General features: G+C 57.8%; 10 protein-coding genes and 3 pseudogenes. 11 read left to right on the plus strand and 2 right to left on the minus strand.

Annotated features, from left to right (window positions below; translation table 11 throughout):
- Positions 1 to 73 precede the first annotated feature (73 nt).
- From BBA90_RS03460 to BBA90_RS03470, 3 genes are all read left to right on the plus strand, one after another.
- A complete protein-coding gene (locus tag BBA90_RS03460) occupies positions 74 to 346 on the plus strand; it encodes an AbrB/MazE/SpoVT family DNA-binding domain-containing protein (protein WP_065647946.1) in 273 nt (90 codons plus the stop codon).
- 229 nt (positions 347 to 575) lie between these two features.
- The gene (locus tag BBA90_RS03465) at positions 576 to 935 is read left to right on the plus strand and encodes a type II toxin-antitoxin system RelE/ParE family toxin (protein WP_065647947.1); all 360 of its coding nucleotides are present in this window, start codon (positions 576 to 578) and stop codon (positions 933 to 935) included.
- Complete coding sequence (locus BBA90_RS03470) at positions 932 to 1,231, plus strand: XRE family transcriptional regulator (RefSeq protein WP_065647948.1); 300 nt, start codon at positions 932 to 934, stop codon at positions 1,229 to 1,231. Before BBA90_RS03465 ends, BBA90_RS03470 begins: the two co-directional genes overlap by 4 nt.
- A gap of 191 nt (positions 1,232 to 1,422) precedes the next feature.
- Here the strand turns inward: BBA90_RS03470 and BBA90_RS18915 are convergent.
- Both BBA90_RS18915 and BBA90_RS19035 read right to left on the minus strand, forming a co-directional pair.
- Positions 1,423 to 1,971 (minus strand): annotated as a pseudogene (locus BBA90_RS18915) (DUF4113 domain-containing protein); the annotation flags it as partial.
- A 712-nt stretch (positions 1,972 to 2,683) separates the two neighbouring features.
- Positions 2,684 to 3,013 (minus strand): annotated as a pseudogene (locus BBA90_RS19035) (hypothetical protein); the annotation flags it as partial.
- A gap of 572 nt (positions 3,014 to 3,585) precedes the next feature.
- Here BBA90_RS19035 and BBA90_RS19490 point away from each other — a divergent pair.
- The 8 genes and pseudogenes from BBA90_RS19490 to cobA all read left to right on the plus strand — a co-directional run.
- Positions 3,586 to 3,845: pseudogene (locus BBA90_RS19490) on the plus strand (ABC transporter permease subunit); the annotation flags it as partial.
- A 567-nt stretch (positions 3,846 to 4,412) separates the two neighbouring features.
- Positions 4,413 to 5,636, plus strand: coding sequence for a nitrate regulatory protein (locus tag BBA90_RS03485; protein WP_065647951.1), 1,224 nt, complete (start codon positions 4,413 to 4,415; stop codon positions 5,634 to 5,636).
- Positions 5,637 to 5,898: 262 nt separating this feature from the next.
- Positions 5,899 to 7,161 carry a CmpA/NrtA family ABC transporter substrate-binding protein gene (locus BBA90_RS03490; RefSeq protein ID WP_065647952.1) on the plus strand — a complete coding sequence of 421 codons (1,263 nt, stop codon included), beginning with the start codon at positions 5,899 to 5,901 and terminating at the stop codon, positions 7,159 to 7,161.
- Positions 7,161 to 8,033, plus strand: a complete 873-nt coding sequence (ntrB, locus tag BBA90_RS03495) for a nitrate ABC transporter permease (protein ID WP_065647953.1) — start codon at positions 7,161 to 7,163, stop codon at positions 8,031 to 8,033. The genes BBA90_RS03490 and ntrB overlap by 1 nt, the downstream gene beginning before the upstream one ends.
- A 10-nt stretch (positions 8,034 to 8,043) precedes the next feature.
- Entirely contained in the window at positions 8,044 to 8,832 is a 789-nt protein-coding gene (locus tag BBA90_RS03500) for an ABC transporter ATP-binding protein (RefSeq protein ID WP_065647954.1), read from the plus strand.
- 10 nt (positions 8,833 to 8,842) lie between these two features.
- Positions 8,843 to 12,916, plus strand: coding sequence for a nitrite reductase large subunit NirB (gene nirB / locus BBA90_RS03505; RefSeq protein WP_075050706.1), 4,074 nt, complete (start codon positions 8,843 to 8,845; stop codon positions 12,914 to 12,916).
- Positions 12,913 to 15,534 (plus strand): nitrate reductase, encoded by a 2,622-nt coding sequence (locus tag BBA90_RS03510; protein ID WP_065647955.1) that lies wholly within the window; start codon positions 12,913 to 12,915, stop codon positions 15,532 to 15,534. Before nirB ends, BBA90_RS03510 begins: the two co-directional genes overlap by 4 nt.
- Entirely contained in the window at positions 15,531 to 16,361 is an 831-nt protein-coding gene (gene cobA / locus BBA90_RS03515; RefSeq protein ID WP_065647956.1) for a uroporphyrinogen-III C-methyltransferase, read from the plus strand. The genes BBA90_RS03510 and cobA overlap by 4 nt, the downstream gene beginning before the upstream one ends.
- Positions 16,362 to 16,385: the final 24 nt, after the last annotated feature.

Here is a 16,385-nt window from a genome sequence, read left to right on the forward strand (position 1 = left end):
CAAACCTCACAGTAAAGTCAGATATCGTTTGTCTGGCGCCGTGCGCATTGTCAGAGAGGAGAAGGGGAGAAATATGGCAGACCTGACATTACTTCAGCAGAACGGTATTTTAGTCATCACGGTTCCGGATGATGTGGCTGTCCGGGCCGGCTGGATGCCTGGCATCCGGCTTAACGTCACCGTTGAGGGTGAGACAGTGTCACTGACACCGGCTTCACGCCTGCCCCACGGCCGTAAAACGCAGGCGCATCTGCTGTCCGTTATCGATCTGAATGAGATCAGCTACCTCAACGAAGAAAGTCACGACGGACTTAATGACGCGCCGCAGGGTAAAGAATTAATCTGAGGGTCTGCGTTCATGACAGACCCGCTGTTTAGCAGGCCGGGGCCTGCCGCTTACCCTGAGCGTATTCAGTCTGGCTGATGTCGGGCATATTGCATTTATACAGCCTGCCACCTGCGCAGATATGAAAACCTGGCGATAAAGGATGTTGGTATAGCAGACAGAGCGCAGTATTGAAAAAATAGACTGTGATATATATGCTGTATAGACTGTAATATATAAAGGTGGGCGTGTGTGGATCGTTGAAACCACGGATTTATTCGCGGAATGGCTCAGAGAGCAGGACAGGGCGATGCAGCTGGATGTGCTTGCCGCACTGAACCTCCTGAAGCAGGAAGGCCCGCATCTTGGCCGGCCGCATGTGGATACGCTTTACGGCTCAAAAATCCCGAACATGAAAGAACTGAGGGTGCAGAGCAACGGGCGGCCCGTAAGAGGGTTCTTTGTGTTTGACCCCATGCGTAAAGCGATTGTCCTGTGTGCGGGTAATAAAGAAGGCGCAGATGAAAAGCGCTTCTACAAGACCATGATCAAAACAGCGGAAAATGAGTACCACCGACATCTGGACCAACTGAAACGGAGCGGGAAATGAAAACGCTTGATGACCTGATGGCTGATCTGACACCTGATGAACTCACGCAGGTTCATGAAAAAGTCGCGGCAATGCGACTTGATTCTCAGCTGTATAAACTGCGTGAGGCGCTGTCGAAAACCCAAAAGCAGCAGGCTGAAGCCATGGGTATTGCACAGCCTTCTGTTGCGGCTATTGAAGGGCGCGGTGAAGATCTGAAAATTGCCACGCTCAAACGTTATGTTGAGGCGCTTGGCGGTCAGCTGACAATTGGCGTCAATATGCCGGGCGGTGAGCACGTCGATTTTACCCTCTGAGTGATGCTGATATCCCGGTGCGTCAGCGGAATTGCGCCTGACGCATTTTTTCGACAAGTGCCGGTGAGCGCTGACCCTGTTAGTAACGCAAAACAAGGGTGTGATGCCTGGCTTCGGGGCCTGTCCGGTAAAAAATTTTTCATACAGACCCCTCTGAAAAAAAACAGTCGATGTTCCGTTTGCTTGCCCGGCTATAAAATGCGGGCAACTGGAATGTCATCCCAGCGCATGGTCCATGCCGGCGAAAGCATCTCACGTTTCATCTGCCACTCTTTGCTGACACCCTGACGGGCAAACCACATGTGCCCCAGCCCGGACTGATTAATGCCGTCCAGCACCTTCATCAGCTGCGCGCTGTTTGCCCGTGGCTTATCCTCATCAAACAGGTTCAGCTGACTGACGCCGTTCGGTGTGACGTCATCGAGTATAATGCCAGCCTTCATAAAGCATAGCCCGTCAGGCCAGATTCGGTCGAGCGATCATATCGTCCCCCGATCAAGTCCCGCGTATCCTGTGTGACCACCTTTGTCGTGATGCGCTCCTCAAATGACCGGCCGCAGACGATCTGCTATTTCGCCGGCGAAAACTCCTCGAGGTGAATGCACGATTCACCGTTGAGCTCGCGAACGGTGCGTTCGATCACTACGCTGAAGTTTTTTCGGATGAGGGCAGGGTGCGCGCGCCAGCAGTAGGGCGTTTTAAATGCCCATCAGGTTGAGCCTCTTGCCGGTGCGCCGGCCGGCCGGTCATTACCGGTGAAACGGCTGACACGGACAGCATTTATCTTCCTGATTTCAGTTAGCGTACACTGTTATCAGCATTTGGTGAGGAAAATGCCGCCTCTGGCGGCGTCAGTCAGCTCAGTCTCCTCCGCTGCAACCGGCCTTGAGCCCGTCAGAGACATCTGGTACATCCCGGCACTCCAAGATGATATTAAGCATCTGCAGGATATGGCCCACCGGCTTGTCTTCGAGGTCGCTGAGGCGATGGGCTGTGCGGACAACGTGCGGAAAGATAAACACTCTCAGTCAGCAGGCTTTGCCGCCTCCGAAACCAGTAGTGAATTTGTCCTCTTTCTGGCGGGTCTGTTCAGCTCCCTCCCAACAGACAATTCTATATGTTTATGTTCTGCCTAAATTTCTTCGGTACTCAGTCTCCGGAAACCGTCAAAAGCGTTCTGCAAATGCTGCGGAGCGGTAATACGCTGTGGCCTGGTGAAGATGAGTTCTAAGGCAGTCTTTGCTGGAACATCTGCGTGCCGGATGCCACAGGTATTGGGTGCTGAAGGAGATCGACAGGGTTACAGACGGTGAGGTTTTCAGTTAACACGGCCCTGCCTGTTTGTTAGACAGCCTTAAGCCGCTGCCTGACAAACAGGCAGGCTACAGGTGCGGGCGGCATAGAGCCGGCGATTATTTTGACTCATTCGAGCTGAGCCTTTTCAAGGCTATTTTATTGACAACACAAACGTGTTTTTGTATTTAAATAGTTGCCTGGTGTGATCTGTATACCCGTCCAATCATTCCTCTCACGCCGGGACAAAAGCCTTATCCGTACGGATAAGGCTTTTGTTATTTTTACGGTAGCTCCATTTACCCTGCATCTATACACATCACTGAAACGGCTCTGAATTTTATACAGAAGCCGTGTTTCTCTTCTGCGACCATTAGGCGTGATATTGACCGCCATACCCAGACTTCGCTCTCTGCGGTGGGCAATGGCCTCGCATTTGGCATCTTCCGTAATCTGATCCATCACTGTCAGCCAGCGGCGTGCAGCGCGTCGCCTTAAGCCCCGTCATTCCAGTGGTTCTGCTGCAGTGTTTTTCGGTTCCATATGCCTCCATTGGCGTAACTCCTGCATCAACAGTGCAACCGATTCTTTTATAGAAGTAATCACGGTTCCTTATTTAACCCAGCGTGCATTCTCAGAAAATGGAGTTCCGTGTGTTAACAGGAGCCTATTGATGTGTATCCGTCGCTTTTTAATGCAATAAGCTGGTGCCCGTCTCGCCGTAGTGCATGCGTTTCTTCCAGAGGTCCATCTATTCATCGTGCCATCTTGCGAGGGGGTTGCGCAGAAATATTTTGCAGTGAGCTGCATCATATTAATATGTTATTACATACCAGTTTACCTGTCATTGTCGAATACTTATATGTTGACAACAGTGCTGGTTCTCGAAGCCGAGCACCTGACACTTACCTTGAATGGCAAAACGATTGTCCACGCTCTCTCTTTTTCGTTGCTACGTGGCGAGCGCGTTTGCTTATTGGGCGCATCTGGCTGCTGTAAATCCTTAACCGTGCGCGCCATCACCGGTACGTTACCGGCCCAAACCCGTATTGATGGTGCGGTTCACGTCACTACCCGCATTGGCTCGTCCACTAGTTAAGCATGCAATGCTGCGCGTGCCGGGTATTGCGTTGTCTTTATCAGCGTTGGGATTTTTGGGCCTGGCGCAGCACCGCCGTCACCGGAATGAGGCCGTTTGCTGGCGGAGGGGTTACCCTATACTGAACGCGCTTGGTGGGTAGTGTTCGCGCCGATCAGTGCGCTAATTTTTAGCTTATGCTTTCCTGTATCAGTCCGCGCGGGCTGTCCTCAGACAGGTTGAAATTGCAGCCGATATAGGCCATCCGGTGCTAATAGCTGCTCCAAAATGGGTTAGTGCAGTACGAAGCATCCATATCATAATACGTCGCGGGCCCGGTCAGGCTGGCGGCTTCGTGAACGTGATCAATCAGCATGTTTATTATGTGAGCGCCCCTGTCTGCTCTGACGAACGAGTCGGCCAGTTGAGTAGGGCGGATGCGCAGAGTATTCATGGTGGACTAAGGCGTTGAGTGTCCCGTTCACTGCATCAGTTCGTACAGCGGCATGCCATGCGGTACGCTGGTCAGCGCGGTCACTGCTGAGGCACGCCCCCGGCTGCTGGTTGTCATTCCGCCGCTTGTGCAGAACATAATTACATACGACTCTCAAAGGTGATTTACTCTCTTTCCGGAGAGCATGTTAACCCCCTGTATTAATTTCCAACCGCTGGGGTAGCTCACTTTTGCATCGTTGGTGACAGCAAAGACAGATGGGTTGATAACAAATAGTCTCGGAGAGAAAAGAGGTGATGAGAAAACGGCATGGCTTTTGCTTGACTCACTTTTTCGCATCAAAGGGTGAGGGAGCAATGGATGACGCACTGAGTTGGTTACAGGCCTCAAGGCAAAGCGATATTGCCAGCCTGCAACGCCTACGCCAGACCGGCAAACTCATTACCACCGTCAGCGAGCTGGTGCATCAGCTTCAGCGCGAGCGGGGGGCGAGCAATCTGTGGATATGTTCAGAAGGCAGGTTTTACGGCGAGCAGCGGCTCGCCAGTGAGCAGGATGTGACGCGCTGCCAACGGGATTTTTGCCAGGCCTTACCCAGGGTTGAAGCCCAGCCGGGATACAGCCGCTTCTGCAACCTGATCGCCGCCGCGCTGCAGGCCCTGGCCGGATTACCGGCGTTGCGCCAGCAGATTACGCAACAGCAGATCGCGCACGCGCAGGCCGTTGCGGCGTTCAGTACCATTATCCGTAGCTTACTGAACCTGGTCTTTGAGGCCGCCGACACCGCCAGCCATCCTGACATTACCCGCGCGCTCATTGCGCTGTTCAGCTTTATGCAGGGCAAAGAGCTGACGGGACAGGAACGCGCCCTGGGAGCGGCCGGCTTTGCTGCCGGACAATTCAGCGCGGAGCAGCGCAGCGCCATGGTGGCCTTAATTGAAGCAGAGGAACAAAGCTTTTCGACCTTCCAGCAGTTTGCCGATGAGGCGGTTTTACACCACTGGCAGCCGCTGGCGCAGGCCAGTCGTGAAATTGAACGACTGCGACGCATTGCCTGTACCGACGGTCGGCGGGACGACAGTGGCGCGCTGCACTGGTTTTCGCTGCTGTCACAGCGCATCGACCAAATGAAATTGCTGGAGGATCGGCTGTCAGCCACGCTGATGTTGCGCTGCCGTGAGGCGATCGCACTGGCACAGCATCAGGCAGCTGAACCTCTGCATGTGGCGCAGTCAGGCTGCGATTTTACTTTATATGTCTCCGGTGTGGACTGGCTGCCCACCGAGTCCGGTGCGCTGAACAGCGACGGGCTGGCACCCCAGCTAGGTCGTTCACTGCTGTCGTTGATCACGGAGCAGTCTCAGCGTTTACAGCATCAGGCCAATGAGCTGGCCACCCTGCGCGCCACGCTGGAAGAGCGGAAACTGCTCGACCAGGCCAAAACCTGGCTGATGCAGCAGCATGGGCTGAGTGAAGAGCACGCTTGGCAACGGCTGCGTAAAAGCGCGATGGATCAGAATAAACGGCTACCGGAAATCGCCCAGGCGATCGTCACGGTGGCAGCCACAATGAAGAGATAACTCTAAAGCGTTAGCTGCACAATGCTTGTGCGTGGTCTGCGTCACAAACGTGCAAAATCGGTTAAGAAAGCAGCCCGGCGAAAGCCCTGATCGCCACGCGCAGGGCCGTTTCAAAGCTGGCATGCAGTTTGCTTTACCCTATTAAGTGTATGCATTTGCTTTGCCAACGGCGGTAAAGCGAGTGCTTTTGGATAAAGGCGTCCATCTCCCTGTGAAAGCAGTGGAGAGGACGCCTTTTTTTATTTCCTGAGGGTGGCAAAAAATGAGCAAATCGCCAGTTTCACTGTCTCGACGTCAACTGCTGTTATCCAGCGCCGCCGCTGGCGGGCTGTGGCTGTTGCCGGGATTGCGCAACGCCGTATGGGCGGCGGGTTCCGATGCGCCAGAAAAAGCCACCGTGCGGGTGGGATTTATTCCACTGACCGACTGTGCGCCGGTCGTCATGGCCTCGGTGAAAGGCTTCGACAAAAAATATGGTCTGATGCTACAGCCCAGTAAAGAAGCCAGTTGGGCAGCCGTCCGCGACAAACTGATCTCCGGTGAGCTCGATGCGGCACACGTCCTGTACAGCATGATCTATGGCCTGCAACTGGGCGTTGCCGGCCCTCAGCATGCGATGGCGAACCTGATGACGCTCAATAACAATGGCCAGGCAATCTCCCTGTCGAGCCAGCTTAAAGCGCAAAAGGTCACCGATGCCGCCAGCCTGAAAAAGACCATCGACAGCAAGGCCAAAGGCAGTCTCACCTTTGCGCATACCTTTCCGACCAGTACCCACGCGATGTGGCTCTACTACTGGCTGGCGAATGCCGGCATCAATCCATTTGATGACGTGCGCACTGTCGTCGTACCGCCGCCGCAGATGGTGATGAATATGAAGATTGGCAATATGAGCGGCTTCTGCGTGGGCGAGCCGTGGAATCAGCGCGCCATCAGTGATGATATTGGTTTTACCGTCGCTACCAGTCAGCAGATTTGGCCCGATCACCCCGAAAAAATTCTTGGCACCCGCGCCGCGTGGGTGAAAGAGAATCCCAATACGGCGCGCGCGCTGACGGCGGCTGTCCTGGAGGCGGCACGCTGGATCGATGCCTCCGATGATAACCGCCGCGAAACGGCGCAGGTGCTGGCCGGACGCGCCTGGATCAACACCAAACCTGAGATTCTGCAGGGTCGCATGCTCGGCCAGTACGAAAACGGGCTGGGACAGAAATGGCAGGACCCGCATGCGATGCGCTTCTTCCATGACGGCAGCGTCAGTTTCCCGTATCTGTCCGATGGCATGTGGTTCCTCACCCAGCTGAAGCGCTGGGGAATGCTGACCGAGGATCCGGACTATCTGGGCGTCGCAAAGCAGATCAACCGAATTGATATCTACAAACAGGCAGCGAGCGCCGTCGGCAACATCACGTTGCCCGGCAGTGAGATGCGCAGCAGCACCCTGATCGACGGCAAGGTGTGGGATGGCACGAATCCTGCCGTTTACGCCGCCAGCTTTGCCATTAACCACAAAGAGAGGTCGTGATGAAAAGCCAGACTCGCTCCCTGACGCAGCCTGAGACGCTGCCCACCCGGGCCACGGTGGTGCCCCTTCAGGTCACGCCAAAAAAGATGCGCTCGCCTGCGCGCCTGCGTCCGATTTTGCAGCGTGCCATTCCCGCGCTGTGCGGTGTGATGCTTCTGCTTCTGATCTGGCAGATCGCGGCCCTTTCCAGCAAAGGCTTTCCCGGCCCGTACGCCACCTGGGAAGCGGCGAAAATCCTGTTCGCCGATCCGTTATATAACAACGGCCCCAACGATCAGGGCATCGGCTGGAATGTGCTGGCCTCGCTGCAGCGCGTCGCTATCGGCTTTGGTCTGGCCGCGCTGGTAGGGATTCCCGCAGGCTTTCTGCTGGGGCGTTTTGCCTTTGTGGCACGCATGTTCAATCCGGTTATCGCGCTACTGCGTCCGGTCAGCCCGCTAGCCTGGCTGCCTATCGGCCTGCTGCTGTTCCAGCGCGCCGAACCGGCCTCCAGCTGGACCATTTTTATCTGTTCTATCTGGCCGATGATTATTAATACCGCAGAAGGTGTACAGCGCATTCCACAGGATTACCTCAATGTGGCGCGCGTGCTGCAACTGTCGGAATGGACCATCCTGCGCCGCATCCTGTTTCCCGCCGTTCTGCCTGCGGTGCTGACCGGGGTCCGCCTGTCGATTGGTATCGCCTGGCTGGTGATCGTGGCTGCCGAAATGCTGACGGGAGGCCTGGGGATCGGCTTCTGGATCTGGAACGAATGGAACAACCTCAATGTTGAAAACATCCTGATTGCCATTTTGCTGATTGGCGTCGTCGGCCTGCTACTGGAGCAGGGACTGATGCTGCTGGCGCGTCGCTTTAGCTGGGATAAATAAGGGGAACACTATGCAACCTATCATTCGTGTACAGCAGGTCAGCCAGCGTTTTACCACTTCCGGCGGCGATTTTCTGGCGCTCGATAATGTCAGCTTTGATATTCATCAGGGGGAAACCCTGAGCCTGATCGGCCACTCCGGCTGTGGTAAATCCACGCTGCTCAACCTGATAGCCGGTTTAACCCGACCTACCAGCGGCGTCCTGTTATGCGATAACCGCGAAGTCACCGGCCCCGGCCCTGAGCGCGCCGTTGTGTTTCAAAACCACTCGCTGTTGCCCTGGCTGACGGCGTATCAGAACGTTGAGCTGGCGGTGGAGCAGGTGTTTAAAGGCAAGATGAACAAGGCGGAAATGCGTGACTGGATCGAGCACAACCTGAACCAAGTGCAAATGAGTCATGCCATGCATAAACGCCCCAGCGAGATCTCCGGCGGCATGAAGCAGCGTGTCGGTATCGCCCGCGCGCTGGCAATGAAACCTCGCGTGCTGCTGCTCGACGAACCCTTCGGTGCGCTGGATGCCTTAACGCGCGCGCATCTGCAGGACAGCGTCATGCGCATCCAGCAGGCGCTGAACACCACCATCGTCCTGATTACCCATGATGTGGATGAAGCCGTGTTGCTGTCCGATCGGGTACTGATGATGACCAACGGTCCGGCGGCGCAGGTGGGCGATATCCTGACGATCGACCTGGTCCGGCCGCGTTCACGCGTGGCGCTGGCGGATGACGTGCGTTATCACCAGCTGCGCCAGAAAGTGCTGCATTTTCTCTACGAAAAACAGACTTCGGCGGCATAAGGACGACACCATGAGACAACGGCTGCTGGTTGCGGGTAACGGGATGGCGGGCATGCACATGGTAGAAACTCTGTTGCAGCTGGCGCCGATGCGTTACGACATCACTGTGATTGGCCGTGAGCCGCACGGCAACTATAACCGTGTGCTGTTGTCGCCGCTGCTGGCCGGAGAAACCACCGTTGAGCAAACGCTGATCCACGACCCTGACTGGTATCACCGTCACGGCATAACATTGCGGGTGGGAGAGACGGTGGAACAGGTGAATATTGCTGAGCGGACCTTACGCACCGACCAGCGCCTGCTGCACTGGGACCGCCTGGTACTGGCGACCGGATCGCAGCCCTGCAGGCCGTCTGTTCCAGGCAGCGACCTGCCGCATGTCAGCACGTTTCGCACGCTGCAGGATGTGAACACTTTGCTGGCCGGGCACGGTCCGGTAGTGGTGGTCGGTGGGGGCTATCTGGGTATTGAAGCCGCCGCCGGACTTCAGGCGCAGGGACGTCAGGTCACGCTGATTCATCGTCAGTCACGTTTGCTGGACAGACAGCTGGATATCAGGGCAGGGGAATTACTGCTGGCTCAGCTCCGGGCGCGCGACATTCGCTGTGAACTGAATGCCAGCCTTGCGGCGGTCCGGACGGATAGCGTGATCCTCCATGATGGCCGTGCGCTGGCTGCGCAGCAGGTGGTGATGGCCATTGGTGTCCAGCCGGCGATCGCCCTGGCGCAGGCCGCCGGTATTCCCTGTCAGCGCGGCATTCTGGTGGATCGCCAGTTGCGCACTGCGCACGCCGGAATTTATGCCGTAGGCGAATGTTGTGAAATCAGCGGCGAGACCTTCGGTCTGGTCGCGCCCTGTCTGGCCCAGGCAAAGATTCTGGCGGCGCAACTGGCCGATCGGCCTCAGGGAGATTTCTACAGTGCGGCCACGGGCACCCGTCTCAAAGTCAGCGGCATTTCCCTGTTTAGCGCTGGTGACGTTCGCGAAGCCCCGTCTGTCACCAGTTTTGACCCGATCGCCGGGCACTATCGCCGCCTGTTCCTCAAAGACGGCCGACTGAACGGCGTGCTGCTGTATGGCGACTGCCAGCAAAGTGGCGCGCTGCTGAACCAACTCCATAATGCCGGACCGGTTTCTGTGAATACGCTGTTCGGCCTTGATGAACCTGAAACGCAGCCGCTGGCTGCAGGAAACCCTGTGATGAGCCAAACGAAACCTGTATTAGCCGTGGTGGGTCACGGCATGGTCAGCCACCATTTTCTGGAGCAGCTGGTCGCCCGTAACCTGCATCAGCATTATCACATTGTGGTCTACGGCGAAGAGCGCTATCAGGCTTACGATCGGGTTCACCTTTCTGAGTATTTCACCGGTAAAACGGCAACAGAGTTGTCGCTGGTGAGCGAGGATTTTTTTACCCGGAACGCAATTGAACTGCGCAGCGGTTGCCGGGTAGAGGCGATCGATCGCCAGCAGCGCAGCCTGCGTGACAGCGCGGGACGTGAGCTGGCCTGGGATAAGCTGGTGTTGGCCACCGGCTCCCGCGCCTTTGTACCACCGGTACCCGGCCATGACGCCGGGCGCTGCTTTGTCTACCGCACGCTGGACGATCTGGATGCCATCGCAGCTTGTGCCCGCCAGAGTCAGCGCGGCGTGGTGATCGGCGGCGGGCTGCTGGGGCTGGAAGCCGCCAATGCGCTGAAGCAGCTGGGGCTGGAGACGCACGTGGTTGAGTTTGCGCCGCGCCTGATGGCCGTGCAACTGGATGACGGCGGGGCGCTGATGCTGCGGCAAAAGATCGACTCGCTGGGCGTGACGGTGCATACCTCGAAGCAGACCGAACAGATTGCCACCCAGCCTGACGGCAGTCTGGTGCTGCACTTTGCCGATGGCGGCGAGCTGGCCACAGATCTGGTGCTGTTCTCTGCCGGTATCCGCCCGCGTGATGAGCTGGCCCGGAGCGTCGACATCAGCGTGGGGCCGCGCGGCGGCATTACCATCAATGATCAATGCCAGACGAGTGACAGCGACATTTATGCTATCGGCGAATGCGCGTTGTGGAACGGGCAGATTTTTGGCCTGGTAGCGCCTGGCTACCAGATGGCGCGTGTGCTGGCCGGGCATCTGGCGGCCGAACCGGCGCAGTTCACCGGTGCCGACATGAGCACTAAACTGAAGCTGCTGGGCGTAGAAGTCGCCTCCTTTGGCGATGCGCACGGCAAAACGCCGGGCAGCCTGAGCTACCACTGGGCCAACGGGCCAAAAGGCATTTACAAGAAGATCGTGGTTAGCGCCGACAATGCACGACTGCTGGGCGGCGTGCTGGTGGGAGACAGCAGCGACTATGCCACGCTCCTGCAAATGATGTTAAACGCCATGCCGCTGCCGACGGCAGCGGAAGCGCTGATTTTGCCTGCGTTGAATGGCGCGCCGGCCAAAGGGTTGGGCGTCGCTGCGCTGCCGGACAGTGCCCAGGTGTGTTCCTGCCATAACGTCAGTAAAGGCGATATCTGCCATGCAGTGCAGAGTGGCTGTGGCGATATGGCCAGTATAAAAAGCTGCACCAAAGCCGCAACAGGCTGTGGCGGCTGCGCCGCGCTGGTAAAACAGGTGATGGAGCTTCAGCTGGAAAACCTGGGCGTCGCTGTTAAAAAAGACATCTGTGAGCACTTCGCCTATTCTCGTCAGGAGCTGTATCACCTGATCCGTATTAATGGCATCAAAACCTTTGACGATCTGCTGGCCAGCCACGGACGGGGTTGTGGTTGCGAGGTATGCAAACCGCTGGTGGGGTCGCTACTGGCCTCGTGCTGGAACGATTACCTGCTGAAACCGGCACATTTACCGTTACAGGACACGAATGACCGTTACTTTGCCAATATCCAGAAAGATGGCACCTATTCGGTCGTACCGCGCGTGCCGGGGGGCGAGATCACGCCACAGGGCCTGATTGCTATCGGCGAAGTGGCCGTGCGTTACGATCTCTATACCAAAATTACCGGCGGCCAGCGTATCGATCTGTTTGGTGCGCGGCTGGACCAGCTGCCTGCTATCTGGGAAACCCTGCTGGAAGCCGGTTTTGAAACCGGTCATGCCTACGGAAAATCTCTGCGTACGGTGAAATCCTGCGTCGGCTCGACCTGGTGCCGTTATGGCGTGCAGGATTCTACCGCCTTCGCCATCGCGCTGGAGAACCGGTATAAGGGCCTGCGCGCACCGCATAAGATCAAGATGGCGGTGTCCGGCTGCACCCGCGAATGTGCGGAAGCACAAAGTAAAGATATCGGGGTCATCGCCACGGAAAACGGCTGGAACCTGTACGTCTGCGGCAATGGCGGCATGAAGCCGCGCCATGCGGAACTGTTTGCCAGCGATCTGGACGATGACACGCTAATCCAGTACGTCGACCGGCTTCTGATGTTCTACGTGCGCACGGCGGATCGCCTGCAGCGTACCAGCGTCTGGATGGATAACATGGAGGGCGGGCTGGACTACCTGCGTGAGGTGGTGATTCATGACAGCCTGGGGATCGCCGCCACGCTGGAACAGGAAATGCAACAGGTGGTGGACACCTGGCAATGCGAATGGCAGACCACGCTGGCCGATCCCTCGCGACGTGCGCTGTTTACCGCCACAGTGAACAGCGACCAGCCGGATGAAACGCTGCACTATGCACGCGTGCGCGGACAGCGCCAGCCACACAAGGCCAGTGGTATTCCCCTGATGCATCTGCCCGCCGAACCCTGGAGCGAAATCTGCCCACTGGAGGCCATTCCGCCAGAGGCCGGCATCGGAGCCCGTCTTGGCAGCGTCCGTATTGCCTTATTCCGCATGGGTGATGACTGTTATGCGCTGGAGGATCGTGAGCCGGGCAGCGAAGCCAGCGTACTGTCACGCGGTATCCTTGGTGATGTTGCGGGGGAGCCGGTGGTGATCTCGCCGCTTTACAAACAGCGTGTACGCCTGCGTGACGGACAGAGCCTTGATAATCCCCAGCATCAGCTGCGTTGCTGGCCGGTTAAACTGGAGGACGGCCAGGTCTGGGTCGCAAACCGTCCGCTTAACCTGATGGCGCAGGCATCATGAAAACTACCTGCGCTTATTGCGGGGTGGGCTGCGGCGTCGAGGTCACGCAGCCGCAGAGCGCGTCGCCTCAGGTCAGTGGCGATACCCGTCATCCGGCGAATGCCGGGCGGCTATGCGTAAAGGGCGCGGCACTGGGCGAAACCCTGACACAGGCCGGACGGTTGCTGCATCCTCAGCTTCATCACCAGCGGGTCAGCATGGAGACGGCACTGGATGCCGCGGCTGATGGTTTGCGCAGGATTATCGATGCGCATGGCCCGGAGGCAGTGGCTTTCTACGGTTCCGGCCAGTTGCTCACGGAAGATTACTATGTGGCTAACAAGCTGATGAAAGGCTTTCTCGGCGTCGCCAACATCGATACCAATTCACGCCTGTGTATGGCCTCCGCGGTGACAGGCTATAAACGGGCATTTGGGGCGGATGCCGTACCGTGCTGTTACGAGGATCTGGATGAGGCCGAGGTAGTCATTCTTGTCGGCTCGAACGCCGCCTGGGCCCATCCGGTGCTGTTTCAGCGCCTGAAACAGGCAAAAGCGCAGCGCCCTGAGATGCAGGTTGTGGTTATCGATCCGCGCCGCACGGCCAGTTGTGAATTCGCCGATCTGCATTTACCGCTCCGGCCGGGCAGCGATCCGGCCCTGTTCTCGGGCCTGCTGCACTGGCTGGAACAGCATGACGGCATTGACGCCACGATGCTGCCGCATCTGGACGGTGTAGACACAACCTTACGGGCCGCGTGGCAGTGGGATGGTGCGGCGGTGGCAGCCCATTGTGATATCAGCCAGGAGGTGATCGCTGCGTTCTACCAGTTGTTCGCCCGGCATGAGCGCGTACTGACCTTATGGTGCATGGGCATTAACCAGTCACAAAGCGGCAGTGACAACAACAATGCTATTCTCAATGCGCACCTGCTGAGCGGCAAGATTGGCCGACCCGGCTGCGGCCCGTTTTCGCTGACCGGACAGCCGAATGCGATGGGCGGGCGGGAAGTAGGGGGGCTGGCCAACCAACTGGCGGCGCATATGAGTTTCACCGCAGAAGATTGCGACCGTTTACAGCGTTTCTGGCGCAGTCCGCGTATGGCGCGTGAGCCCGGCCTGACGGCGGTTGATCTGTTTGACGCCATTGACCGTGGAGCAATCAAAGCTGTGTGGATTATGGGCACCAATCCGGCGGTTTCGATGCCAGAAGGCAATCGCATTGCCCGGGCGCTGGCTGCCTGTCCGCTGGTAATTGTGTCAGACGTGCTGGCGCAAACGGATACCACCGCCTTTGCGCATATTTTGCTACCCGCGCAGGGCTGGGGGGAAAAGAACGGCACCGTGACCAATTCTGAACGCCGGATTTCCCGTCAGCGCGCGTTTATGCCTCCGGCCGGAGAAGCTAAACCGGACTGGTGGTTACTCGCGCAGGTCGCCCAGCGTCTGGGCTTTCATGAAGGCTTTACCTGGCCGCATCCGGCAGCCATCTTCCGCGAACATGCGGCGTTGTCGGGGTTTGAGAATAACGGCCAGCGCGCCTTTGATATCAGCGGTCTGGCCGGTATGAGCGACGCACAGTGGGATGCGATGAAGCCGGTACAGTGGCCAATCAACGCTCGTTATCCCGAGGGCTGCGCCCGGCTGTTTAGCGACCGGCACTTTTACCATCCTGATGGTAAAGCCCACCTGTTGCCACCGGCCACGCCGCAGCCAGTGGTGTGCGAAACGGCTTACCCGTTATTAATGAACAGCGGACGGATCCGCGATCAGTGGCACACCATGACGCGTACCGGCCTGGTTCCCCGGCTCATGCAGCACTGTGATGAGCCATTTGCAGCCCTGCATCCGCAGGACGCACAACGCTATGGCCTATGCGCGGGCGCACTGGCACGGGTGCAGTCCGATGCGGGCTGGATGACGGTGCGTGTGACGCTGGACAGCGGTCTGCGGCGCGGTGAGATCTTTGTCCCTATGCACTGGAACCGACAGTTCAGCCTGCAGGGCACGGTTGGCGGACTGGTGGCTTCAACCCGCTGTCCAGTCTCGGCACAGCCTGCATTTAAACAAACCGCTGTGCGTATCCACCCGCTCAACGCCAGCTGGCAGGGCTGGCTCTGGCAGCGCGACGCAAGCCCGCCTGATGCGCTGCGCTACTGGGCGCGAACACCCTATGAGGGCGTGCAACGCTTTAGCGTGGCTGGAGACGGTTCGCCAGAACAGTGGCTCATGGCAACGATCCCGCTGGCCGGGCTGCAACTGCAAACCGCTCATGCGGCGGAACCGCTTTACCGCCTGCTGGCCTGGCGTAACGGTGAGCTGCACCTGGTCTTTTATGCAGGCGCGTCTTTACCCGAGATCAATCATGACTGGGTTGCGCAGGCTTTTCGCCTGGCACCTGTGAATGCGGCGGACCGGCATGCTCTGCTGGCGGGACAATCGGCACAACGTGCCGTGGCTGGCCGGACGATCTGTAGCTGCTTTGGCGTCGGGGAAAACACCATCTTACAGGCGATTAAACAGGGCTGTCACAGCACCCAGGCACTGGGTAACGCACTCAGCTGTGGTACCAACTGCGGCTCATGCCTGCCGGAGCTAAAACACCTTTTGCTTTCTGTTGCTGTACCGGAGGAAGAATGATGGACGCGATCAACCCCTTAGATAAACTGCTGGCGCCGGACAACGCGTCCAGCCCTGGCAAAGTCTGGCTGGTAGGGGCCGGACCGGGGGATGTGGATCTACTGACAGTCAAGGCGCTGCGCCTGCTGCAACGTGCGGATGTCGTGGTCTATGATCGCCTGGTCAGCGAAGCGGTGATGGCGGAAGTCGCCAGCAGTGCACTCTGTATCGACGTGGGTAAACAGCCGGGTCATCATGGCCTGAAGCAGGCTCAGATTAATCAACTGCTGGTGGACCTGGCTGCCAGCGGGCGCAATGTCGTGCGTTTAAAAGGCGGCGATCCCTTTATCTTTGGCCGTGGCGGTGAAGAGATGGTCAGCCTGCAGCAGGCGAATATTGTCTGCGAAGTGGTGCCCGGTATTACCGCCGCAGTGGGCTGTGCGGCTGCCAGCGGCATTCCGCTGACGCACCGTGACTGTGCCCAGTCATTGCGCTTTATCACTGGACACGGGCGCAGCGGCGAACCACAGCTGGATGCGGCGGCGCTGACCGCGACCAATCAGACGCTGGTTTTTTACATGGGGTTGAGCTGGAGCAGCGTGATTAGCGCCCGGTTGCAGGAATATGGCCGCAGAGAGGCAACGCCGGTGGCGATTATTGAGAACGGTACGCGTCAGAACCAGCGGGTGCTGATCACCACGCTGGCCGGGTTGCCCGAAACTGTTGATCAGCAAAAACCGGTGTCGCCGTCGTTACTGATTGTGGGCGACGTGGTGCGCTATTACCGTACCGATCTAATCGCAGCTCATGAGGGGGAGTTGGCGTTAAGTGATATTGCAGCGCACTGATGCTTATCGTACCGAAGGAAGGAG

The organism is Pantoea eucrina, from assembly GCF_001691555.1.
In the GTDB taxonomy this organism is placed as follows: Bacteria; Pseudomonadota; Gammaproteobacteria; order Enterobacterales; family Enterobacteriaceae; genus Pantoea; species Pantoea borealis.

Coding starts and splice junctions, on each gene's coding strand:
- nirB (WP_075050706.1), top strand. CDS start 8,843: ATGAGACAACGGCTGCTGGTTGCGGGTAACGGGATGGCGGGCATGCAC.
- cobA (WP_065647956.1), top strand. CDS start 15,531: ATGATGGACGCGATCAACCCCTTAGATAAACTGCTGGCGCCGGACAAC.
- BBA90_RS03500 (WP_065647954.1), top strand. CDS start 8,044: ATGCAACCTATCATTCGTGTACAGCAGGTCAGCCAGCGTTTTACCACT.
- BBA90_RS03510 (WP_065647955.1), top strand. CDS start 12,913: ATGAAAACTACCTGCGCTTATTGCGGGGTGGGCTGCGGCGTCGAGGTC.
- BBA90_RS03485 (WP_065647951.1), top strand. CDS start 4,413: ATGGATGACGCACTGAGTTGGTTACAGGCCTCAAGGCAAAGCGATATT.
- BBA90_RS03470 (WP_065647948.1), top strand. CDS start 932: ATGAAAACGCTTGATGACCTGATGGCTGATCTGACACCTGATGAACTC.
- ntrB (WP_065647953.1), top strand. CDS start 7,161: ATGAAAAGCCAGACTCGCTCCCTGACGCAGCCTGAGACGCTGCCCACC.
- BBA90_RS03490 (WP_065647952.1), top strand. CDS start 5,899: ATGAGCAAATCGCCAGTTTCACTGTCTCGACGTCAACTGCTGTTATCC.
- BBA90_RS03460 (WP_065647946.1), top strand. CDS start 74: ATGGCAGACCTGACATTACTTCAGCAGAACGGTATTTTAGTCATCACG.